Annotated in this window: 21 protein-coding genes and 6 tRNA genes; 7 read left to right on the top strand and 20 right to left on the bottom strand. The window is 71.6% G+C overall.

Annotation, left to right across the window (positions count from 1 at the left end; genetic code table 11):
• Positions 1–69 precede the first annotated feature (69 nt).
• Entirely contained in the window at positions 70–1,830 is a 1,761-nt protein-coding gene (locus KM933_RS19380; protein ID WP_221353869.1) for a DAK2 domain-containing protein, read from the bottom strand.
• Positions 1,831–2,078: 248 nt separating this feature from the next.
• Between KM933_RS19380 and rpmB the strand changes: the two genes are divergently transcribed.
• A complete protein-coding gene (gene rpmB, locus KM933_RS19375) occupies positions 2,079–2,264 on the top strand; it encodes a 50S ribosomal protein L28 (RefSeq protein ID WP_013000438.1) in 186 nt (61 codons plus the stop codon).
• Positions 2,265–2,395: 131 nt separating this feature from the next.
• On the opposite strand, the gene thiD is transcribed toward rpmB, so the two are convergent.
• Together thiD and KM933_RS19365 are read right to left on the bottom strand one after the other, a co-directional pair.
• The gene (gene thiD / locus KM933_RS19370) at positions 2,396–3,238 is read right to left on the bottom strand and encodes a bifunctional hydroxymethylpyrimidine kinase/phosphomethylpyrimidine kinase (protein WP_221353867.1); all 843 of its coding nucleotides are present in this window, start codon (positions 3,236–3,238) and stop codon (positions 2,396–2,398) included.
• Positions 3,235–4,200 carry a thiamine-phosphate kinase gene (locus tag KM933_RS19365; protein WP_221353865.1) on the bottom strand — a complete coding sequence of 322 codons (966 nt, stop codon included), beginning with the start codon at positions 4,198–4,200 and terminating at the stop codon, positions 3,235–3,237. Before KM933_RS19365 ends, thiD begins: the two co-directional genes overlap by 4 nt.
• A gap of 263 nt (positions 4,201–4,463) precedes the next feature.
• On the opposite strand from KM933_RS19365, the gene KM933_RS19360 reads away from it, so the two are divergent.
• A complete protein-coding gene (locus KM933_RS19360) occupies positions 4,464–4,697 on the top strand; it encodes an Lrp/AsnC ligand binding domain-containing protein (RefSeq protein WP_221353863.1) in 234 nt (77 codons plus the stop codon).
• A 19-nt stretch (positions 4,698–4,716) separates the two neighbouring features.
• A complete protein-coding gene (locus tag KM933_RS19355) occupies positions 4,717–5,226 on the top strand; it encodes a DUF3515 domain-containing protein (RefSeq protein WP_221353861.1) in 510 nt (169 codons plus the stop codon).
• Positions 5,227–5,306: 80 nt separating this feature from the next.
• On the opposite strand, the gene KM933_RS19350 is transcribed toward KM933_RS19355, so the two are convergent.
• Genes KM933_RS19350 through KM933_RS19340 form a run of 3 tightly spaced genes read right to left on the bottom strand, consistent with a single transcriptional unit; the run spans position 5,307 to position 8,366 of the window.
• Complete coding sequence (locus tag KM933_RS19350) at positions 5,307–6,467, bottom strand: D-alanine--D-alanine ligase family protein (RefSeq protein ID WP_221353859.1); 1,161 nt, start codon at positions 6,465–6,467, stop codon at positions 5,307–5,309.
• Positions 6,468–6,525: 58 nt separating this feature from the next.
• On the bottom strand, positions 6,526–7,545 hold the full coding sequence (locus KM933_RS19345; protein ID WP_308013459.1) for an NAD(P)H-dependent glycerol-3-phosphate dehydrogenase: 1,020 nt from the start codon (positions 7,543–7,545) through the stop codon (positions 6,526–6,528).
• Entirely contained in the window at positions 7,542–8,366 is an 825-nt protein-coding gene (locus KM933_RS19340) for a lysophospholipid acyltransferase family protein (protein WP_221353857.1), read from the bottom strand. The genes KM933_RS19345 and KM933_RS19340 overlap by 4 nt, the downstream gene beginning before the upstream one ends.
• A gap of 141 nt (positions 8,367–8,507) precedes the next feature.
• Between KM933_RS19340 and cofC the strand changes: the two genes are divergently transcribed.
• Together cofC and KM933_RS39420 are read left to right on the top strand one after the other, a co-directional pair.
• Positions 8,508–9,140, top strand: a complete 633-nt coding sequence (gene cofC / locus KM933_RS19335; protein WP_308013458.1) for a 2-phospho-L-lactate guanylyltransferase — start codon at positions 8,508–8,510, stop codon at positions 9,138–9,140.
• A gap of 55 nt (positions 9,141–9,195) precedes the next feature.
• Complete coding sequence (locus tag KM933_RS39420; RefSeq protein ID WP_260333800.1) at positions 9,196–9,399, top strand: hypothetical protein; 204 nt, start codon at positions 9,196–9,198, stop codon at positions 9,397–9,399.
• 133 nt (positions 9,400–9,532) lie between these two features.
• Here KM933_RS39420 and KM933_RS19330 read toward each other — a convergent pair whose 3' ends face one another.
• The 4 genes from KM933_RS19330 to leuC form a co-directional block, all read right to left on the bottom strand.
• Entirely contained in the window at positions 9,533–10,252 is a 720-nt protein-coding gene (locus tag KM933_RS19330; protein ID WP_221353855.1) for an HU family DNA-binding protein, read from the bottom strand.
• Positions 10,253–10,390: 138 nt separating this feature from the next.
• Positions 10,391–10,621, bottom strand: coding sequence for an SCO5555 family protein (locus tag KM933_RS19325; RefSeq protein WP_221353853.1), 231 nt, complete (start codon positions 10,619–10,621; stop codon positions 10,391–10,393).
• Between the two features lie 266 nt (positions 10,622–10,887).
• Complete coding sequence (gene leuD / locus KM933_RS19320; RefSeq protein ID WP_221353851.1) at positions 10,888–11,481, bottom strand: 3-isopropylmalate dehydratase small subunit; 594 nt, start codon at positions 11,479–11,481, stop codon at positions 10,888–10,890.
• A gap of 2 nt (positions 11,482–11,483) precedes the next feature.
• Entirely contained in the window at positions 11,484–12,917 is a 1,434-nt protein-coding gene (gene leuC / locus KM933_RS19315) for a 3-isopropylmalate dehydratase large subunit (RefSeq protein ID WP_221353849.1), read from the bottom strand.
• Positions 12,918–13,108: 191 nt separating this feature from the next.
• Between leuC and ndgR the strand changes: the two genes are divergently transcribed.
• The gene (gene ndgR, locus KM933_RS19310; RefSeq protein WP_028806673.1) at positions 13,109–13,825 is read left to right on the top strand and encodes an IclR family transcriptional regulator NdgR; all 717 of its coding nucleotides are present in this window, start codon (positions 13,109–13,111) and stop codon (positions 13,823–13,825) included.
• A gap of 180 nt (positions 13,826–14,005) precedes the next feature.
• On the opposite strand, the gene KM933_RS19305 is transcribed toward ndgR, so the two are convergent.
• The 10 genes from KM933_RS19305 to KM933_RS19260 form a co-directional block, all read right to left on the bottom strand.
• A tRNA-Glu gene (locus KM933_RS19305) sits at positions 14,006–14,078 on the bottom strand.
• 20 nt (positions 14,079–14,098) lie between these two features.
• Positions 14,099–14,170 (bottom strand) — tRNA-Gln (locus tag KM933_RS19300).
• A 21-nt stretch (positions 14,171–14,191) separates the two neighbouring features.
• Positions 14,192–14,264, bottom strand: a tRNA-Glu gene (locus KM933_RS19295).
• A 62-nt stretch (positions 14,265–14,326) separates the two neighbouring features.
• Positions 14,327–14,399 (bottom strand) — tRNA-Glu (locus KM933_RS19290).
• 62 nt (positions 14,400–14,461) lie between these two features.
• Positions 14,462–14,534: transfer RNA gene (locus KM933_RS19285), tRNA-Glu, on the bottom strand.
• Between the two features lie 41 nt (positions 14,535–14,575).
• Positions 14,576–14,647: transfer RNA gene (locus KM933_RS19280), tRNA-Gln, on the bottom strand.
• A gap of 90 nt (positions 14,648–14,737) precedes the next feature.
• Positions 14,738–15,505, bottom strand: a complete 768-nt coding sequence (locus KM933_RS19275; protein ID WP_221353847.1) for an HAD family hydrolase — start codon at positions 15,503–15,505, stop codon at positions 14,738–14,740.
• A 110-nt stretch (positions 15,506–15,615) separates the two neighbouring features.
• Positions 15,616–17,091: a glutamate--tRNA ligase gene (gltX, locus tag KM933_RS19270; protein WP_221353845.1), complete on the bottom strand. Its 1,476-nt coding sequence runs from the start codon at positions 17,089–17,091 to the stop codon at positions 15,616–15,618.
• Positions 17,084–17,872 carry a fumarylacetoacetate hydrolase family protein gene (locus KM933_RS19265; protein WP_221353844.1) on the bottom strand — a complete coding sequence of 263 codons (789 nt, stop codon included), beginning with the start codon at positions 17,870–17,872 and terminating at the stop codon, positions 17,084–17,086. Before KM933_RS19265 ends, gltX begins: the two co-directional genes overlap by 8 nt.
• A 141-nt stretch (positions 17,873–18,013) precedes the next feature.
• Positions 18,014–18,196 (bottom strand): hypothetical protein, encoded by a 183-nt coding sequence (locus tag KM933_RS19260; protein WP_221354046.1) that lies wholly within the window; start codon positions 18,194–18,196, stop codon positions 18,014–18,016.
• A 601-nt stretch (positions 18,197–18,797) separates the two neighbouring features.
• Here KM933_RS19260 and KM933_RS19255 point away from each other — a divergent pair.
• Positions 18,798–21,190: sensor histidine kinase (locus KM933_RS19255; protein ID WP_221353842.1), on the top strand; the 2,393-nt coding region annotated here is incomplete at its 3' end.

Here is a 21,190-nt window from a genome sequence, read left to right as displayed (position 1 = left end):
GGAGGTCGTGTCGCGGCTGCGGGTCCGTCGTGACCGGCCGCGCAGTTCCCCGCGCCCCTTCGGGGGCTTCTACTCGACGCCGATCAGCAGGAGGGCGCCCTGGTTGCCGCCCCGGTACACGACCGTGTCCACGGCCAGGTAGGACTCGCGGACACGGGACTCCAGGTGGGTCGCGATCGTCTCCGGGGCCTCGTCGCCCAGGACCAGGGTGACCATCTCGCCGCCCGCCGCGAGCATCCGGTCCAGGACCGTCCCGGCGGTGGCCGTGATGTCGGAGCCGATCACGGCCACGTCCCCCTCGATGAGGCCGAGGACGTCACCGGCCTGGCAGATGCCGGCCATGGTCCAGGACTGGTGTTCCGCGATCTCCACCTCGGCGTACCGGGTGGCTCCCGCGGCGGAGGTCATCGCGACCACGTCCTCGTCGAAGCGCCGCCCGGGCTCGTGCACGGCGAGCGCGGCGATCCCCTGCACCGCGGAGCGCGTGGGGATCAGCGCGACCCGTACGCCCTCGCTCCTGGCCTGCTCGGCCGCCGCCGCGGCGGTGTGCCGCAGCTCGGCGTCGTTCGGCAGCAGCACCACCTCGCGCGCGTGGGCCCGCCGTACCGCCTCGACGAGTTCCCCGCTCACCGGCGGCTCCCCGGGGCGGGCCAGCACGGTGGTGGCCCCTGCCTCGGCGTAGAGCCCCGCGAGGCCCTCGCCGGGGACGACGGCCACGACCGCGCGCTGGGCCCTCTCCCGCACCGGCCGGAGCGTCGAGCCCGTGGTGTGCGCGTCGGTCGGCCCGAAGTGCGTGATCCGGATGCGGTGCGGCCGGCCGGCCTCGACCCCCGCCTCCACGGCCGCGCCCGCGTCGTCGACGTGCACGTGGACGTTCCACAGGCCGTCCCCGCCGACCACGACGAGCGAGTCCCCGAGCGCGTCGAGCCGCTCCCGCAGCCGGTCCACGGCCGCGTCGTCGGCCTCCAGGAGGTAGATCACCTCGAACGCGGGGCCGTTGCGCTCCTGGCCGGGGCCGCCGTCCTCCTGGCCGGGCTGTACGGGGCCGCCGGCCGCGCACTCCTCGGCCGTCCCCTCCGGTTCCGCCCGCGCGGGGGAGGCGAGGACCGGCACCGAGCCCGCCGCGGGGACCTCCCCCGTGAACGTCTCCACCAGCGCCGCCAGCACGGCCACGAGTCCGCGGCCGCCCGCGTCGACCACCCCGGCCCGCTCCAGGACCGCCAGCTGCCCGGGGGTCGCCGCGAGCGCCGCCCGCGCGCCCTCGTACGCGGCGCGGGCGACCGCCGCGCAGTCCCCCTCGGTGTCCGAGGCCGCGTCGGCGGCGGCCGAGGCGACCGTGAGGACTGTGCCCTCGACCGGGCGCGCGACCGCCCGCCTGGCCACGTCGGACGCGTGCCGCAGGGCGAGCCGCAGCCTCCGGCCGTCGGCGCGGCCGGGGTCGCCGGCCGCGGCGAGCACCTGGGCCATGCCCCTGAGGAGCTGCGCGAGGATCGTCCCGGAGTTCCCCCGGGCCCCGATGAGCGCGCCGTGCGCCATGGCCCGTACCGCGTCGGCCAGGGTGGGCGGCCCGATCACCGGCGGGCGGGCGGAGGCGGTGCCCCCCGCGGCGCCGGCGGAGACCGAGACGGCGGCGTGCGCCGCGAAGACGGCCTCGACGGCCCCGGCCGCCGACTCGACGGTCAGATAGAGATTGGTGCCGGTGTCCCCGTCCGCGACGGGATAGACGTTGATCGCGTCGATCTCCTCGCGCGCGCGGCCGAGGGCCTCCAGCGCGAGTCCGCACCAGGCGCGCACCGCGGATGCGTCCAATGTCTGCGGCACCTGCGGCACCTGCGCCTCCTCGTTCGGCCGGACGTCCGACGCAGCGTAGACCCGGACCGGGCGCCCGCCGGAAGAGGGCCGGGGTGGAGCCCGCGCCGGACATGGTAGTTTCGTTGTACGGACGCAGTCGTTGTATGCTGCTCCGGTTGCCCGATCCGATCGGGCCTTCCCCCTGGCACCGCCACTCAGATCCTAGATCTTGATCTCGGCATGCCGGGATCAACCCGTAAGAGCATCTGAAGTCTTTGGAGTGACCCGTGGCTGCCAACTGCGACGTCTGTGGCAAGGGGCCGAGCTTCGGCAACAACATCTCGCACTCGCACCGCCGTACGTCCCGTCGCTGGAACCCGAACATCCAGCGCGTGCGTACCGTGGTCGGCGGGACGCCGAAGCGCGTCAACGCTTGCACCTCGTGCATCAAGGCCGGCAAGGTCTCGCGCTGACGCTCTGCTAGCGCGCGGCCACTGCTGGTCCACCGCTCAAAGCCGGTCCACCTCACGGTGGATCGGCTTTTTGCTGTGTCCGCAGGGCGTGCTGCGGCCGCGCGCGGGCGTGTGAGCCGGTGCGCACCCGTTCACACGCCCTCCGGTCCCGGTCCCGGCCCATGTCCTGACCCCGGCCGCCGGTCCGTCCGCAGGCGCCACCCGTGATCCACCGGCCCGATCCCGCCCCCGAGCGCGAACCCGGCCGCGATCGCCCCGGTGACGTACTCCTTCGCCGCCGTGACCGCCTCCGGCACCGGCCGTCCCTTCGCCAGCTCCGAGGCCACGGCGCTGGCGAGCGTGCACCCCGTGCCGTGGGTGTGCCGGTTGTCGAGCCGGGGCGCCCGCAGCCACAGCTCCTCGGAGCCGTCGGTCAGGAAGTCCACCGCGTCGCCGCTCAGGTGGCCGCCCTTGACCAGGGCCCAGGCCGGCCCGTACGACAGCAGGGCGTCCGCCGCCCGCCGCATGTCGTCCTCCGACTCCACCCGCACCCCCGTGAGCTGCGCCACCTCGTCGAGGTTCGGCGTCGCCACCGTCGCCACGGGCAGCAGCGCGGTCCGTACGGAGTCCAGTGCGGAGGCGGCGAGCAGGGAGTCGCCGTGCTTGGAGACGCCGACCGGGTCGACGACGACGGGCATGCCGGTGGCGCCGGCCAGCTCGGCGACGGTCTCGACGAGTCCGGCGGAGGACAGCATGCCGGTCTTGACCGCCTGCACCCCGATGTCGTCCACCACACTGCGGTACTGGGCCCGCACCGCCTCCACGGGCAGCTCCCAGACGCCCTGCACACCGAGGGAGTTCTGCGCGGTGACGGCGGTGAGCACGCTCATGCCGTGCACACCGAGCGCGAGCATGGTCTTGAGGTCGGCCTGGATGCCGGCCCCGCCGCCGGAGTCTGAACCCGCGACCGTGAGCACGCGGGGCGGCGCGCTCATGACTCGATGTCCCCGAAGTGGTCCCAGCCGCCCTTGCGGGTCCACGGTGCCCCGTCGACCGTGACCTGGGGCAGCGCCGACGGGTTGAGGACCGTGCCGATCACCTTCCAGCGGGCGGGCAGCTTCACGTCCGGCGGGAACGTCGCGACGATCGCGTGGTCCTCACCGCCGGTGAGCACCCACTGGAGCGGGTCGACGCCGACGGCCTGCCCGATGTCGTTCATCTGCGTGGGGATGTCGACGGCGCCGGAGCGGACGTCGATGCGCACCTTGCTGGCCTCGGCGATGTGCCCGAGGTCGGCGATCAGCCCGTCGCTGACGTCCGTCATGGAGGTCGCGCCGAGCCCGGCCGCGGCGGGGCCCGCGTGGTACGGCGGTTCCGGGCGCCGGTGCGCCTCGACGAAGGCGCGCGGCGAGCGGAAACCGCGCGAGAGCACGGCGTGCCCGGCCGCGGACCAGCCCAGCCAGCCCGTCACGGCCACCGCGTCGCCGGGCTGGGCGCCCGCACGGGTCACCGGCTCGTGGTTGCGCAGGTCGCCGAGCGCGGTGATCGCCACGGTGATCGTGTCGCCGCGTACGACGTCCCCGCCGACCACGGCCGCGCCCGCGACCTGGCACTCGTCGCGCAGGCCGTCCATCAGCTCGGAGGGCCAGGTGGCGGGCAGTTCGGCCGGGACGACCAGGCCCAGCAGCAGCGCGGTCGGCACGGCGCCCATGGCGGCGATGTCCGCGAGGTTCTGCGCGGCCGCCTTGCGCCCGACGTCGTACGCCGTGGACCAGTCGCGCCGGAAGTGGCGCCCCTCCAGGAGGATGTCGGTGCTCGCCACGACCCTGCGGTCGGGGGCGGCCACCACGGCCGCGTCGTCGCCCGGCCCGACGCGTACCGCCGGGGTGGTGGTGAGCCGGGAGGTGAGCTCCTTGATGAGCCCGAACTCCCCCAACTCGCCCACGGTTCCCTTCACCGAGTCTCACCTGTTCCCTTCGTGCCCACGGGCTCCCGCCCGCCGACCGGTCCGTCTCGTCCGTCTCCTGCTGCTCCCGCGTCCGCCGCCCGGTCGCGGGCCGTCCCGTCCCCCGATACGGTCGAGGGGGCCGTCGGCCTGCCCGGCCCCCGCGCCCCGACGCGCAAGACCCCGCCCTCGCGGGTCTCCCCGTGGCGCGCGGCGACGCGATACCGTGGCGTTCCTTTTCCCCACATGATCCTCGTGGCCGCCCTGGAGGTTCCGTGGTACAGGCGTACATCCTGATCCAGACGGAGGTCGGCAAGGCGTCGACCGTCGCCGAGACGGTCGGCAAGATTTCGGGGGTGATCCAGGCCGAGGACGTGACCGGTCCGTACGACGTGATCGTGCGGGCCCAGGCCGAAACGGTGGACGCGCTCGGCCGCATGGTGGTCGCGCGGGTCCAGCAAGTGGACGGCATCACGCGTACCCTGACCTGCCCGGTCGTGCACCTGTAGCCCCCTCTACGCTGGACCGGTGGACTTCTTTCCTCACCGGCGTGCTTCCTCGGCCGGGCTGCCGGCCCTCGTTCTGCTGATCGCCGCCACAGGCTGCTCCTCGGCGGACGACAACGCCCCGGCCCCGGTTCCCCGTCCGGGCGCCGAGGCCGCCGAGCTGTGCCGGGACCTGGACAGGTCGCTGCCGCGGAAGGTGGACGGCCTCGACCGGGAGGACCCCGAGCCCCGGTCGGCGCTGACCGCGGGCTGGGGAAGCCCGGCGATCATACTGCGCTGCGGGGTGCCGCGGCCCCCGAAGATGACCGACCCCAAGGTGGCCGACGGGAACGACCCCGACGCGATAGCGGGCGGGGTGAACGGGGTGAGGTGGCTGATGGAGGAGCGGGACGACGGGTCGACCCGCTTCACCTCCGCGCAGCGGCTGGCGTACGTCGAGGTGACGGTGGCGGGGGGACGGGACACCGCGTCCGTGCTCGTCGATCTGGCCGGGGCCGTCAAGAAGGCGGTCCCCGAGGGGATCGCGGACTGAGGCCCCGGCCGGTTCGCCGTCGGGTGCGGGTGCCTCGTGGCCGATCGCACAGCTCCCCGCGCCCCTCACGGGGGCGCTCCTCAGCGCAGGCCCGTCGGCCGGCGCAGGGCCGCCCGGATCAGGCGGTCGACCAGTTCCGGGTACGGGACCCCCGTGGCCTCCCACATCTTGGGGTACATGGAGATGGGGGTGAAGCCGGGCATCGTGTTGATCTCGTTGATCACGAACTCCCCGTCCTCCGTGAGGAAGAAGTCCGCGCGGACCAGCCCCTCGCAGGACGCCGCCTCGAACGCCTCGACGGCCAGGCGCCGGACCTCGGCGGTCTGCCCGGGGGTCAGCGGGGCGGGCACGATCCCCGGGGTCGAGTCGATGTACTTCGCCTCGAAGTCGTAGTACGCGTGCGACTGCACCGGCGGGATCTCGGCCGGCACGGAGGCCCGGGGCCCGTCCTCGAACTCCAGGACCCCGCACTCGATCTCGCGGCCGCGCAGCAGCGCCTCCACCAGGACCTTCGGGTCGTGGACGCGGGCCGCGGCGATGGCCTCGTCCAGGCCGGACAGGTCGTCGACCTTGGTGATGCCGATCGAGGAGCCCGCGCGGGCGGGCTTCACGAAGAGCGGCCAGCCGTGCTCCTCCGCGAAGTCGACGACCCTCCTGCGGGCCGCCGCCTCGTCCTGCTCCCACTCACGGGGACGGATCACCACGTACGGGCCGACCGGCAGTCCGAAGGAGGTGAACACCCGCTTCATGTACTCCTTGTCCTGGCCGACGGCCGAGGCGAGCACACCCGCGCCGACGTACGGGACGCCGGAGAGCTCCAGCAGACCCTGCAGGGTGCCGTCCTCACCGTAGGGACCGTGCAGCACCGGGAAGACGACGTCGACCTCGCCGAGCGCCTTGGGCACCGAGCCGGGCTCGCTGTAGACCACCTCGCGGCTGCCGGGGTCCACGGGCAGGATCACCCCGCCCTCGTGCGACTCCGCGAGCTGCTCGACGTTCGGCTGGCGCCGGTCGACGATCGCCATCCGCTCCGGCTCGTCCGCGGTGAGCGCCCAGCGGCCGTCCTGGGTGATGCCGATCGGCAGCACGTCGTACTTCGTACGGTCGATGGCCCGCAGGACCGCGCCGGCGGTGACCACGGAGATTCCGTGTTCGGAACTGCGGCCGCCGAACACGACGGCCACGCGCGGCTTACGGAGCTGCTGCTGCTCGGTGCTCTGGGGGAGGTTCTCGGTGCTCATATCGGGTTGAGAGTACCCGGTGGCGGAGCGCCGGTCAGCGCCCGTGGGGGCCCTTCACTCAGCGCCGTTCGGGCTTGGCGCTGCGCGACATCAGTTCCTTGAGGGCGACGGCCGGCGGCTTGCCCTCGTGGACGATGCCGACGACGGTCTCCGTGATGGGCATGTCGACTCCGTGCCGGCGTGCCAAGTCCAGTACGGACTCACAGGACTTGACGCCTTCGGCGGTCTGCCTGGTGACCGCGATGGTCTCCTGGAGGGTCATGCCCCTGCCGAGGTTCGTGCCGAAGGTGTGGTTGCGCGAGAGCGGCGAGGAGCAGGTCGCCACGAGGTCGCCCAGGCCCGCGAGTCCGGAGAACGTCAGCGGGTCGGCGCCCATCGCGAGGCCCAGCCGGGTCGTCTCCGCCAGCCCGCGGGTGATGAGGGACCCCTTGGCGTTGTCGCCGAGCCCCATGCCGTCCGCGATGCCGACGGCGAGGCCGATGACGTTCTTGACCGCGCCGCCGAGTTCGCAGCCCACCACGTCGGTGTTGGTGTAGGGGCGGAAGTAGGGCGTGTGGCAGACGGCCTGCAGCCGCTGCGCGACCCCTTCGTCGCTGCACGCGACCACGGCGGCGGCCGGCATGCGGGCGGCGATCTCACGGGCCAGGTTGGGTCCGGTGACCACGGCGATCCGGTCGGCGCCGACCTTCGCGACGTCCTCGGCCACCTCGCTCATCCGCATCGCGGAGCCGAGTTCGACGCCCTTCATGAGGGAGACGAGCACGGTGTCCGGCGCGAGCAGCGGCGCCCATTCCGCCAGGTTCCCGCGCAGCGTCTGCGAGGGCACGGTGAGCACGGTGAAGTCGGCGTCCCGGGCCGCCTCGGCGGGGTCGGTGGTGGCCCGCAGGTTCTCGGGCAGCTCGACGCCGGGCAGGTAGTCGGGGTTCGTCCGCGTGGAGTTGACCGCCTCGGCGATCTCGGGCCGCCGTCCCCACAGCGTCACGTCGCATCCGGCGTCGGCGAGCACCATGCCGAAGGCCGTGCCCCACGATCCGGCCCCGAAGACGGCCGCCTTGACGGGTGTACCGGATGTCGTCACTTGCCGTGCCCCTTTTCGCGCTCTGCCTCGGTCATGTCCTGCACGGTCTGTCCCCACCCGGTCCTTTCATGCTCCTCCCGCTCCCCCGGTTCCGTCCGCCCGTGCGTGCCGCGCCGCTGCTCCGTGCGCGGGTCGTACGGCGTGGCGGGTGCCTTCTCCCCGCGGATCAGCTCCAGCTGCGCGGTGACCGCGGCCATGATGACCCCGGTCGCCTCCTTCAGGAGCTCGGGGGTCATCTCCTTGCCGTAGAAGCGTGAGAGGTCCACGGGCGGGCCCGCGAGCACGTGGTGCGTCTTGCGCGGCAGCAGGTCGGGCTTCCTGGCGTACGGGGCCAGCAGGTGGTTGGCGCCCCACTGGGCCACCGGGACGACCGGGCACCTGGTCTGCAGCGCGACCCGCGCCGCACCCGTCTTGCCGGTCATCGGCCACAGGCCGGGGTCACGGGTGAGGGTGGCCTCGGGGTAGAAGGCGACGCACTCGCCGCGCTCCACGGCGTCGATCGCGGCCCGGTAGGCGCTGAGCGCGTCCGTGCTCTCGCGGTACACCGGGATCTGCCCGGTCCCGCGCATGGCCGCCCCCACGAAACCGCTCTTGAAAAGCCCGCTCTTGGCCAGGAATCGCGGAACCCGGCCCGTGTTGTACTGGAAGTGTCCGTACGCGATCGGATCCACGTGGGAATTGTGGTTCACCACGGTGATGAAACCGCCCTCGGCCGGAATGTGCTCCATTCCGCGCCAGTCCCGCTTGAGCAGAACCAGCAGCGGCGGTTTGCACAGGACCGCCGCGAAGCGGTACCAGAGGCCGATCCTGCGGCGGGACACGCGAACACCTTCCTCTACGGCCTGGGGCCGCACAAGTGTCACCCCGTGCCGCCCGTCTGTCGAGAACACCGTACGCCCCGGTCCCGGGCGGACTCCGGTGGCCGGGTGACAATGGGCCCGACAACGGAGGGAGGAGCGCTCGTGCAGTGGACCCTGGTCGTGCCCCTCAAAGCCCTGGCGCGGGCGAAGAGCAGGCTCTCCGACACGGCGGCCGACGGTCTGCGCCCGGGGCTCGCCCTCGCCTTCGCGCAGGACACGGTGGCCGCGGCACTGGCCTGCTCGGAGGTCGCGGATGTGGCGGTGGTCACGGGCGACGCGCTGGCGGGGCGCGAGCTGGCGGCCCTCGGGGCGCGGATCATCCGGGACGAGCCCGGGGGCGGTCTGAACGCCGCGCTGCGGCACGCGGCGGCAGCCGTCCGCGCCGCACGGCCCCGGACCCCCCTGGCGGCCCTGAACGCGGATCTGCCCGCTCTGCGCCCGCCGGAATTGGCGCGGGTGCTCCTGGCGGCCGGTGAATTCCCCCGCGCTTTCCTCCCGGACGCCGCCGGATTCGGCACCACTCTCCTGGCCGCGTCCCCGGGCCGTGAATTGCTCCCCGCATTCGGGGCGGATTCCCGGGCCCGGCACCGCGCGTCGGGAGCGGCGGAAATCCTGCCGCCTTCGGTGGATTCCGTACGCCAGGACGTGGACACCGGCACGGATCTGCTGGCCGCATTGGCATTGGGCGTGGGCCCCCGCACCGCGTCGGCCGTCGAACGCCTCCGGGCGGCCTGAGCGCGCACGGCGCAGCCCCGCGCCGCCGGGGGTTCCCACCGCATACCCTTCCCCCATGCAGGCGACCGCGTACACATACGATCCCGACACCCGCACCGGCCAGGTGCTGCTGGACGACGGCACCCCCGTCCCCTTCGACGCCCCGGCCTTCGACCGGGGCGGCCTCAGGCTCCTCCGTCCGGGCCAGCGCGTACGCATCGAGGTCGAGGGCGACGGGCCCGGCCGCCGCGTCACGCTGGTGACCCTGCAGACCTTCTGACCTTCTGGCTTCCTGACCTCCTGGCCTTCCGAGCGCGGGCACGGCGGGCACGGGCACGGGCCCTCGGGGAACGCCGCGGGCCGGGCTCCCAGAGGGGAAGCCCGGCCCGGCGCGTGTCTGCCCCGCGTCCTGCCTACTTGCGGGCGGTGGCCTTCTTGGCGGTGGTGGTGCTGCGGGCGGCCGACTTCTTGGCCGGGGCCTTCTTGGCCGCCGCCTTCTTCGCGGGGGCCTTCTTCGCCGCCGCCTTCTTCGCGGTGGTCTTCTTGGCCGTGGTCTTCTTGGCGGTCGCCGAAGTCTTCTTCGCGGTCGTCTTCTTGGCCGTGCTCGTGGTCTTCTTCGCGGCGGCCGGCGACGAGGTCTTCTTCGCCGCCGCCTGCCGGGGGGCGGCCGCGGCCGTGGTCTTCTTCGCGGCCCCCGTCGCCTTCTTGGCGGCGCCGGCGGTGGTCTTCCTGGCGGCGCCGGTGCCGGCGCCGGCGGTGGCCTTCTTGGCCGCGGCCTTCTTGACCGTGGCGGAGGCGCCGCCGGTCAGGCTGCCCTTGGGCGCCTTCTTGACCGCGACGTCGTTCTTGGGCAGCTTCTTCGAGCCGCTCACCAGGTCCTTGAAGCCCTGGCCCGCACGGAAACGCGGCACGGAGGTCTTCTTGACCCGAACGCGCTCCCCGGTCTGCGGGTTGCGGGCGTAACGGGCCGGACGGTCCACCTTCTCGAAGGAACCGAAGCCGGTGACCGAGACCCGGTCACCGCCGACGACCGCACGGACCACTGCATCCAGTACGGCGTCGACCGCGTCGGCGGCCTGCTGACGCCCGCCGACCTTGTCGGCAATCGCTTCTACGAGCTGCGCCTTGTTCACGTCTTCCCCTTCGGAGACATTGCCAGAACGAAAGTGTTCAAGCTTTTTCGCACGTTAGGCAGATATATACCGCAAATCAAACACGAAACGGGCTAATCACCCTTGTGCCGCAACAAACTGGGCCCGTCGCCAAGTTCCTCAGCGTTCCCGTTCGGGGATCCGGCCCTCTTCGAGGTCCGCCGCGAACCGCTCCAGACGCTTTGTCGCGTCGGCCAGATCGTGTTTGGCCACGGCCGTAATGACCAGCAGCTTCCGGGTCAGCGCCATCCGTACGCCCTCCGGGACTTGCAGTGCGCGCACCGCTGTGTGCGCTTGCTTGAGCTGGGACGCGACCGCCGCATAGAGCTCGAGTTGGCCGTCGTGTTCCATGCACAGATTGTGCCATCTGGGGCGAGTTGTCACCTGCGCAGGGGGCAACTACCGCCTCCCGAGGATCTCCCGCACACCTCCCCACCTGCTTCTGCCGGGTGTCGACTACCCCAGCAAGGTGCCTCGAAACAAGGGTAGTTGAAGCCAATTACCGAGGCCGGAACTCCCCCTGTGGGAGCAGACGCAGAAGTACCCCCAACCGTCCACGATTGGGGGTACAGAAGCCTGTTGCCCTGGCTGGAACCAGCCCTGCGGGCGCGGTCCGGTCAGACCTGGACGGTCCGCGGCTTGTGGGAGGGCCTCTTGGCCTCGTACGCGGAGATGTCCGCCTCGTTCCGCAGGGTGATGGAGATGTCGTCCAGCCCGTTCAGCAGCCGCCAGCGGGCGTTCTCGTCGAGCTCGAAGGCGGCCGTGATTCCCTCGGCACGCACCTCACGGGCCTGGAGGTCGACCGTGATCCCGGCCTGCGGGTCCTTCTCGGTGAGCTCCCACAGCGCGTCCACGGTCTCCTGCTCCAGAACCACCGTGAGCAGGCCGTTCTTCAGAGAGTTGCCACGGAAGATGTCCGCGAAGCGGGAGGAGATCACGGCCTTGAAGCCGTAGTTCTGCAGCGCCCACACGGCGTGCTCGCGCGAGGAGCCCGTACCGAAGTCGGGCCCCGCGACCAGGACCGTGGCGCCCTCGCGCTCGGGCCGGTTGAGGACGAAGGACGAGTCCTTGCGCCATGCCTCGAAGAGCCCGTCCTCGAAGCCGTCCCTGGTCACCTTCTTGAGCCAGTGGGCGGGGATGATCTGGTCGGTGTCGACGTTGCTGCGGCGCAGCGGGACCGCGCGGCCGGTGTGCGTGGTGAATGCTTCCATGGCTATCGGACTCCAGCGGGCGTACGGGCGTCGGCGTCGGACAGGTCGGCGGGGGACGCCAGATGGCCCAGCACCGCCGTCGCGGCGGCGACCTGCGGCGACACCAGGTGGGTGCGGCCGCCCTTGCCCTGCCTGCCCTCGAAGTTGCGGTTGGAGGTGGACGCGGAGCGCTCACCGGGGGCCAGCTGGTCGGGGTTCATGCCCAGGCACATCGAGCAGCCCGCGTGCCGCCATTCGGCGCCGGCCTCCTTGAAGACCAGGTCCAGCCCTTCGGAGACGGCCTGCAGACCGACGCGCGCGGAACCGGGGACCACCAGCATCCGTACCCCGTCGGCGACCTTGCGGCCCTCGACGACCGCCGCGGCGGCGCGCAGGTCCTCGATCCGGCCGTTGGTGCACGACCCCACGAAGACGGTGTCGACCCTGATGTCGCGCAGCGGCTGCCCGGCGGACAACCCCATGTACTCCAGGGCCTTCTCGGCGGCGAAGCGCTCCGAGGCGTCCTCGTAGGAGGACGGGTCCGGGACGGCCGCCGAAAGCGGTGCGCCCTGACCGGGGTTGGTGCCCCAGGTGACGAACGGTGCCAGGGAGGCGGCGTCGACGACGACCTCGGCGTCGAATTCCGCGTCGTCGTCGGACCTCAGGGTCTTCCAGTACGCGACGGCGGCGTCCCAGTCCTCGCCCTCGGGGGCGTGGGCGCGGCCCTTGAGGTACGCGAAGGTGGTCTCGTCGGGGGCGATCATGCCCGCGCGGGCGCCGGCCTCGATCGACATGTTGCAGATGGTCATGCGGGCCTCCATCGAGAGCTTCTCGATGGCGGAGCCGCGGTACTCCAGGATGTATCCCTGGCCGCCGCCGGTACCGATCCTGGCGATGACCGCCAGGATCAGGTCCTTGGCCGTGACGTCCTCGGGCAGTTCGCCGTCGATCGTGATGGCCATGGTCCTCGGGCGGACCAGCGGCAGTGTCTGGGTGGCCAGCACGTGCTCGACCTGGGACGTGCCGATGCCGAACGCCAGCGCGCCGAAGGCACCGTGCGTGGAGGTGTGGGAGTCACCGCAGACGACCGTGGTACCGGGCTGGGTCAGGCCCAGCTGCGGACCCACGACGTGGACGACACCCTGCTCGACGTCGCCCAGCGAGTGCAGGCGCACACCGAACTCGGCGCAGTTCTTGCGCAGCGTCTCCAGCTGGGCGCGGGAGACCGGGTCCGCGATGGGCTTGTCGATGTCGAGGGTGGGGGTGTTGTGGTCCTCGGTCGCGATGGTGAGGTCGAGCCGGCGCACGGGACGCCCCGCCTGACGGAGACCGTCGAAGGCCTGAGGGCTGGTCACCTCGTGCAGCAGGTGCAGATCGATGAAGAGAAGGTCGGGCTCGCCCTCCGCGCGCCGGACGACGTGGTCGTCCCAGACCTTCTCCGCGAGTGTCCTACCCATCGCTTTCCCTCCGGCCGGCCTGTGCGGGCGCCGGCCCAACTAGAGATTTCCGGGGCGGCCGCGTCCGTTCCCCCTGTACCGGACGTCTTCCGCCAGGCCCGGTCGGTCCGCGGGCCGTACAGGTATCAGGGTGGCGCGTTCCACGGAAAATTGAACTTGCGTTTCACAGAGTGAGACGCGAGTATCGTTTCATGGACAACAGTAGCGGCGTCGGCGTTCTGGACAAGGCAGCCCTTGTCCTGAGCGCACTGGAGTCCGGTCCGGCCACCCTCGCGGGACTGGTCGCGGCGACCGGACTGGCACGGCCCACGGCACATCGTCTCGCCGTGGCACTGGAGCACCACCGCATGGTGGCGCGTGACATGCAGGGCCGTTTCATTCTCGGCCCCCGGCTGGCGGAGCTGGCGGCGGCCGCGGGCGAGGACCGCCTCCTCGCGACGGCGGGCCCGGTGCTCACGCACCTGCGGGACATCACGGGCGAGAGCGCGCAGCTCTACCGCCGCCAGGGCGACATGCGCATCTGCGTCGCCGCAGCGGAGCGCCTGTCGGGCCTCAGGGACACGGTCCCGGTCGGCTCGACGCTCACCATGAAGGCGGGTTCCTCGGCCCAGATCCTGATGGCCTGGGAGGAGCCGGAGCGCCTGCACCGCGGCCTCCAGGGCGCCCGCTTCACGGCGACGGCCCTGTCGGGCGTACGGCGACGGGGCTGGGCCCAGTCGATCGGCGAGCGCGAGCCGGGTGTCGCGTCCGTCTCCGCGCCGGTGCGCGGGCCCTCGAACCGCGTGGTCGCCGCGGTCTCGGTGTCGGGACCGATCGAGCGCCTGACGCGCCACCCGGGCCGGATGCACGCCCAGGCGGTCATCGACGCGGCGGGACGCCTGTCGGAGGCGCTGCGCCGCACGGGCTGACACCCCACCCGCGCCGCCCGCCGGTCGACACCGCGTGCGGACTCCCCCGGCCGGTCGCTTCAACGCCGCAGCGAACGGCCGAGGTCGAGGTCCTCAGGACGTACGGCACACGGGAACACGGCACACGGCACACGGCATGGGAAAAGCCCTCCCCGTGGCGGGGAGGGCTCTCTGTTCGTGTACCCCCGACCGGATTCGAACCGGCGCTACCGCCTTGAGAGGGCGGCGTGCTAGGCCGCTACACAACGGGGGCCTCGGATCACGCGGATCCTGCTGGGCTACCAGGACTCGAACCTAGAACAACGGAACCAGAAACCGTCGTGTTGCCAATTACACCATAGCCCAATGGTGGTCCAGACCACCTTGTACCCCCGACCGGATTCGAACCGGCGCTACCGCCTTGAGAGGGCGGCGTGCTAGGCCGCTACACAACGGGGGCCCTAGCGATCCTGCATGAGAGTCAGCGGGTGCGACCCGGACTGTCCCCCTGGGAAGGATCTGTACCCCCGACCGGATTCGAACCGGCGCTACCGCCTTGAGAGGGCGGCGTGCTAGGCCGCTACACAACGGGGGCCCTAGCGATCCTGCATGAGAGTCAGCGGGTGCGACCCGGACTGTCCCCCTGGGAAGGATCTGTACCCCCGACCGGATTCGAACCGGCGCTACCGCCTTGAGAGGGCGGCGTGCTAGGCCGCTACACAACGGGGGCCTTGCAGAGCTGGTCTCTGCGATGCAGATAAGCTCTGCGAGCTGGCCTACCAGGACTCGAACCTAGACTAACGGAACCAGAAACCGTCGTGCTGCCAATTACACCATAGGCCACTGAAACTCAACCCCCGAGGGGATTTTATTTTAGCTTGCGCCTCCGGCCTGTGGCCTTTCGGCCCGCTCTCCGGCGGCGCAGGAAGAACATTACCCGAAGGTGGACGGCGCTCCAAAACGGGTATCGGGGTGCAGGAGCGCGGGGAGTTCGGCCAGCGAGACGATCCGGCGCGGGCGGGAGGGCCGATCCGGCGGCGGGCCCGGCGCGGTGTCCGGCTCCGGGGGCGTGAGGGCACTCACGCCGGTGCGGTCGATCCAGACCGAGAACAGCCCGGCGTCGGCGGCGCCCCGGCCGTCGATCTCCGGGTGGTCCCCGACGTACGCGACCTCGTGCGGCGGCAGTTCCAGCGCCTCGCAGGCCGTGTGGAAAGCCTCCGCGGCGGGTTTGGAGACGCCCAGTTCGGCCGCGCAGAGCACCGTCTCGAAGCGTTCCCGTACGCCGAGGACGCGCAGCTTGTGGTCCTGGACGCGGAGGCTGGAGTTGGAGAGCACCGCGTGGCGGTGGCTGCCGGCCAGGACGTCGAGCACGGGGAGCACGTCCGGGAACAGCGCCCAGGCCGTCTCGTAGTGGCCCAGGTACCGGGCGAACCAGTCCTCCGCCTCCGTGTCGGTCAGGGGCTGCCCGAGGAACGCCCGCACCCGGTCCCGGCGGCCGCCCTCCCAGTCCACCTGTCCCGCCGCGAACCGCGCCCACTGCCGGTCGGTGAGCTCGCGCCACCGGCCGAGGGCCTGCTCGACGGACGCGTACCCGTCGAGCAGTCCCTCGGCCGCCAGATGCCCGCGCATGCCGGCGCGGTCCGCCGTGGTGTAGTCGAAGATCGTGTCGTCCACGTCCCACAGCACGGCTCGGATCGTCATGGCCCGACGGTACCTCCGGAGCCGCTCCCGGACGGAGGTCCGTGCGCAGCCCCGGCGCCGGGGCTGCGCACGGGAGGGGCGGCGCCCCTCCCGTGCCTCGTGCGTGTTCCCTACGCGGTCAGCCTCGCCAGCGCCGCGTCGATGCGTGCCAGCGCCTTCTCCCTGCCCAGGATCTCCAGGGACTCGAAGAGCGGCAGGCCGACCGTGCGGCCGGTGACGGCGACGCGGACCGGGGCCTGGGCCTTGCCCAGCTTGAGGCCGTGGGCCTCACCGGCGGCCAGCACGGCCTCCTTGAGGGACTCGGCGGAGGTCCAGTCCGCGGACTCCAGCTTCTCGCGGGCCGTGCGGAGCAACGCGTCGGAGCCCTCCTTCATGGCCTTCGTCCAGGACGTCTCGTCGAAGACCGGCTCCGGGAGGAACAGGAAGTCGACGTTGTCGGTGATCTCGGAGAGGACCTTGAGGCGGGTCTGGGCGTGCGGTGCGATGGCGTCCCACTTGGCCGGGTCGAAGTCCTCCGGCGCCCAGGGGGCGAAGGGGGCCCGCAGCCAGGGGGCGCAGCGCTCGGCGAACTCGTTCACGTCGAGCAGCCGGATGTGGTCCGCGTTGATCGCCTCGGCCTTCTTGAGGTCGAAGCGGGCCGGGTTGGGGTTCACGTCCGCGACGTCGAAGGCGGCGACCATCTCCTCGACGGTGAAGATGTCGCGGTCCGCCGAGAGCGACCAGCCGAGCAGCGACAGGTAGTTCAGCAGGCCCTCCGGGAGGAAACCGCGCTCCCGGTAGAGGTTCAGCGAGGACTCCGGGTCGCGCTTGGAGAGCTTCTTGTTGCCCTCGCCCATCACGTACGGGAGGTGGCCGAAGGCCGGGGTGCCCTTGGCGACGCCCAGTTCGGTCAGCGCGTCGTAGAGGGCGATCTGGCGGGGGGTGGAGGAGAGGAGGTCCTCGCCGCGCAGGACGTGGGTGATCTCCATCAGGGCGTCGTCGACCGGGTTGACCAGCGTGTAGAGGGGCGCGCCGTTGGCCCGGACGATCCCGTAGTCCGGCACGTTCTCCGGGAGGTAGGTGATCTCGCCGCGGACCAGGTCCGTGAAGGTGATGGGCGCGTCGGGCATGCGGAAGCGGACGATGGGCGTGCGGCCCTCGGCCTCGTACGCGCTCTTCCGCTCGGCGGTCAGCTCGCGGCAGTGGCCGTCGTAGCCCGACGGCCGGCCGGCGGCGCGGGCGGCGTCCCGGCGCGCGTCCAGCTCCGCCGTGGAGCAGTAGCAGTGGTAGGCGCGGCCGGCCTCCAGGAGCCTGCGCGCGACGTCCGCGTAGAGGTCCGTGCGCTGCGACTGGCGGTACGGCTCGTGGGGGCCGCCGGTCTCGGGGCCCTCATCCCAGTCGAAGCCCAGCCAGCGCAGCGAGTCCAGGAGCTGCTCGTACGACTCCTCGGAGTCGCGGGCCGCGTCGGTGTCCTCGATGCGGAAGACGAACGTGCCGCCGGTGTGGCGGGCGTACGCCCAGTTGAACAGGGCCGTGCGGACCAGGCCCACATGGGGGTTGCCGGTCGGGGACGGACAGAAACGTACGCGGACAGAGCCGTTAGCCACGCTTGATCACCTTGTTGGTGAGAGTGCCGATGCCTTCGATGGTGACGGCGACCTCGTCGCCGGCACCGAGCGGGCCCACCCCTGCCGGGGTGCCCGTGAGGATGACGTCGCCGGGGAGCAGCGTCATGGCCTCGGTGATGTTCACGATCAGATCCTCGATGGAGTGGATCATCTCGCTGGTGCGTCCCAGCTGGCGCTGCTGCCCGTTGACCGTGCACTGGATCGTGAGGTCCGACGGGTCGAGGTCGGTCTCCACCCAGGGGCCCAGCGGGCAGGAGGAGTCGAAGCCCTTGGCCCGGGCCCACTGCTTCTCGCGCCGCTGGACGTCGCGCGCGGTGACGTCGTTCGCGCAGGTGTAGCCGAGGATCACGTCCTTGACGCGTTCGCGCGGCACCTCGCGGCACATCCGGCCGATGACCACGGCCAGCTCGGCCTCGTGGTGCAGTTCCTCGGAGAAGGAGGGGTACGCGATGTCGTCGCCGGAGCCGATCACCGAGGTGGAGGGCTTGAAGAAGGCGAACGGGGCGTCGGGCACCTCGTTGCCCAGCTCCCTGGCGTGCTCCGCGTAGTTGCGGCCGAAGGCCACGACCTTGTTCGGGAGGACGGGGGGCAGGAGCCGGACCTTGCTCAGCGGGACCTTGGTCCCGGAGAGCTCGAAGTCCGCGAACGGGATGCCCTTGATGATGTCGAGCACGAGGCCGTCGGTCGATCCAGGAGGGCTCTCGCCCTCGACCGCACCGAACGCGACGTTGCCGTCGATGGAGAACCTGGCGATGCGCACGGGATCCTTGCGCCCCTCACTGAGCTGGCCGGAGTCTGATGCTCCAGGCTAACGCGGCAAGGGGCGCCCGCCTCGCGCACATGAGGTGCGGTCGAGGGCGAGGGGTCCCGTGGCAGGGGCACCCGGTGGGCGCCCGGAGGGTCACTCGGCGGGCGCCGCCGCGACCGGGACGTCCATCAGGATCGTGCGCCGCGGGTTGGCGGTCTGCGCGGGGAGCTCGACGGCGTGCTCCTGCTGCGGCGTGCCGAGTTCCTCGGCGTCCTGGAGGTGTGCCAGTGTGGTGCGGCGCGGGTTGGCTATGTTGCGGAACATCGTCGTCCTCATCTGGGGTTTCAGGCCCTGTTCGATCGGGGCGCCGGACGGCTCGGGAACCGCCTCGCGGGCGCCGGTTGTCGGATGTGCCATCCCTGTAAAGCGTCAGGCTAAACATCCGCTTCCCCGGCGAACCTGTGAAGACCACGTGATCGTCGTGTGAGTTTCCTCACTTACTGCTAGGCAAACCGGTCAATTCCGGCCCCCGAGCGCGGGCCCGCAAACGGGCATTACGCCATGGAAGCTCTCATTCCGCTCCTGATCATGGCGACTGGGACACCAGCCGCGAATGATGGTCTCGTCCCCATGTGTCCGTTATGGAGGAGGTCACCTTCTACGTCTCGTGACACCCCCCTCACATGCTGTCACGGAGGTCACAGCATGGCTCATGGGCCTTGTTGGAGATCCGGCACTGTGCTGAAATTCCTCGGACCGCCGCTGGAACGAACCGGCGCGCAGGGGCGCAACGCAGCGCCGAGTGGCGGCGGGAAAGGGGAACCTGCGCCGGTCACTCACGACCACCACCTGGGAGCGCGTTCAGGGCGCTCCCAAGACGCCGACACCGTCCCACCGTTCACGCGGAGGGGCGCCTGGTCCAGAGGTTGCGACGCTAGTGCAGGGACGTTTCAAGAGGGATGGCAGCGCTTCGGCGGAGCCGGAGCCGCAAGGCGGGACTGGCCCCCGGGCAGTCGGCTCCTCGCCCCAGCACGCCCAGAACCAGGGACCGGCACAGACCGGCACCAACGGTGACCGCTCCGCGCGGCCCGGTGCGCCCAAGGGCGCCCAGGGCAAGGGCGGCCCCGACGCGGCGAACGGCGCTCCCGGCGCCGCGCCCTCCGCGCCCCCGAAGCCGAAGACCCCGGCCGGCCCCGGCCCGCGCATAGCCCTGCGCAACTGGCGCATCTCCACGCGTCTGGTCTCGCTGCTCGCGCTGCCCGTGGTCGCGGCCACCTCGCTGGGCGCCCTGCGCATCAGCGACAGCATGGACGAGATCCAGCAGCTCGAGAACATGAAGCTGCTGACCGACATGACCAAGCAGGCGACCGAGCTCGCCGCGGCGCTCCAGGAGGAGCGCGACAAGTCGGCCGGTCCGCTCGCCAACGGCACCAAGGCCAGCGACGTCTCGATCAAGGGCCTGCGCGACAAGACCGACCGTGCGCGCGCCTCCTTCCTGGAGGGCACCCACGAGCTCGACGACGCGGGCGACAGCGAGAACCTCGACGGCGTCCGGGACAACGTGGTGGCCATCGCCACCCAGCTGAACACCCTCAGCAAGGTCCGCAACAGCGCCTTCCAGGACGAGGACAACTCCTCCCAGTCGGTCGAGGCGTACCACCGGCTCATCGAGCAGCTGCTCGGCCTCTCCCAGGACATGGCCGAGGCGACCAGCAACCCGGAGATGATCCAGCGCACCCGCGCCCTGGCGGCGTTCTCCACCGCCAAGGAGTACGCGTCCATCCAGCGCGCGATCATCGCCGCGGCCCTGCCCGCCACGGACAAGACCGTCGGCAAGCTCTCCCCGAACGACCGGCAGTACGGCCTCTCGGCCTTCGAGAACCAGCGCTTCGAGCTCACCAGCTTCGCCAGCATCTACGAGGGCAACGCGGCCCAGCTCACCAAGCCGCTCGACGAGCCGAGCCCGACCATCAAGGACGCGGACGGCTATCTGCAGCGCGTCCTGCAGCGCAACAACGGTCTGGAGCTGCAGGCCAGGCGCTCCTACCTGGACTGGGTGGACGCGGACTCCTCCAAGATCCAGGAGATGTCCAAGATCGAGCTCACGCTCCTCAACCAGATGGAGCAGAAGGCCCGTGAGCTGCGCAACGAGGCCGAGCAGGAAGCGATCATCTCCGGTGCGCTGATCCTGCTGGTGCTCGGTGTGTCGCTGGTCGGCGCCTTCGTGGTGGCCCGCTCGATGATCCGTTCGCTGCGCCGGCTGCAGGACACCGCGACGAAGGTGGCCCAGGACCGGCTGCCCGAGCTGGTCAAGCAGCTCTCCGAGTCCGACCCGCAGGACGTCGACACGTCCGTCGAATCGGTCGGTGTGCACTCCAAGGACGAGATCGGCCAGGTCGCCGCGGCCTTCGACGACGTGCACCGCGAGGCGGTCCGGCTGGCCGCCGAGCAGGCCCTGCTGCGGGGCAACGTCAACGCGATGTTCACCAACCTCTCGCGCCGCTCCCAGGGCCTCATCCAGCGCCAGCTCTCGCTCATCTCCGAACTGGAGTCCCGCGAGGCCGACCCGGACCAGCTGTCCTCCCTGTTCAAGCTCGACCACCTCGCGACCCGCATGCGCCGTAACGGCGAGAACCTGCTCGTGCTCGCCGGTGAGGAGCCCGGCCGCCGCTGGACCCGTCCGGTCCCGCTGGTCGACGTGCTCCGTGCCGCCGCCTCCGAGGTGGAGCAGTACGAGCGCATCGAGCTGTCGTCGGTGCCCACCACCGAGGTCGCGGGACGCGTGGTCAACGACCTCGTGCACCTGCTCGCCGAGCTGCTGGAGAACGCCACCTCGTTCTCCTCCCCGCAGACCAAGGTCAAGGTCACCGGTCACGCGCTGCCCGACGGCCGCGTGCTGATCGAGATCCACGACACCGGTATCGGCCTCTCGCCCGAGGACCTCGCGGCGATCAACGAGCGGCTCGCCTCGCCGCCCACCGTGGACGTCTCGGTCTCGCGCCGCATGGGCCTGTTCGTGGTCGGCCGCCTGTCGCAGCGCCACGGCATCCGCATCCAGCTGCGCCCGTCCGACTCCGGCGGTACGACCGCGCTGGTCATGCTCCCGGTCGACGTCGCCCAGGGCGGCAAGAAGGTGCCGGGCAACAAGCAGGGCCAGGGCGCTCCCGGCGTCGGCGGTCCGGCGGCGGCACAGGCCGCGGCCGGTGTCGCGGCGGCCCGCCGGGGCGGTGCCGGAAGCGGTCCCGCCCTCGGCGCGGGTGCTCCCGGCGGCAACAACGGCGGTGGCAACGGCGGCCGGATCGCCCCGCCGCCGCAGCGCGGACAGGTCGG

Source organism: Streptomyces beigongshangae (assembly GCF_019710745.1).
GTDB lineage: Bacteria > Actinomycetota > Actinomycetes > Streptomycetales > Streptomycetaceae > Streptomyces > Streptomyces beigongshangae.
The sequence above is the reverse complement of the archived record's forward strand: the minus strand, read 5'-3'. Positions and strand labels throughout refer to the sequence as shown.

Excerpts from the sequence above, each read along its gene's own strand:
- thiD (WP_221353867.1), bottom strand. The coding sequence starts at position 3,238 with ATGAGCGCGCCGCCCCGCGTGCTCACGGTCGCGGGTTCAGACTCCGGC.
- KM933_RS19350 (WP_221353859.1), bottom strand. The coding sequence starts at position 6,467 with ATGAGCACCGAGAACCTCCCCCAGAGCACCGAGCAGCAGCAGCTCCGT.
- KM933_RS39420 (WP_260333800.1), top strand. The coding sequence starts at position 9,196 with ATGCAGGCGACCGCGTACACATACGATCCCGACACCCGCACCGGCCAG.
- KM933_RS19325 (WP_221353853.1), bottom strand. The coding sequence starts at position 10,621 with ATGGAACACGACGGCCAACTCGAGCTCTATGCGGCGGTCGCGTCCCAG.
- leuD (WP_221353851.1), bottom strand. The coding sequence starts at position 11,481 with ATGGAAGCATTCACCACGCACACCGGCCGCGCGGTCCCGCTGCGCCGC.
- leuC (WP_221353849.1), bottom strand. The coding sequence starts at position 12,917 with ATGGGTAGGACACTCGCGGAGAAGGTCTGGGACGACCACGTCGTCCGG.
- ndgR (WP_028806673.1), top strand. The coding sequence starts at position 13,109 with ATGGACAACAGTAGCGGCGTCGGCGTTCTGGACAAGGCAGCCCTTGTC.
- KM933_RS19275 (WP_221353847.1), bottom strand. The coding sequence starts at position 15,505 with ATGACGATCCGAGCCGTGCTGTGGGACGTGGACGACACGATCTTCGAC.
- KM933_RS19260 (WP_221354046.1), bottom strand. The coding sequence starts at position 18,196 with ATGAGGACGACGATGTTCCGCAACATAGCCAACCCGCGCCGCACCACA.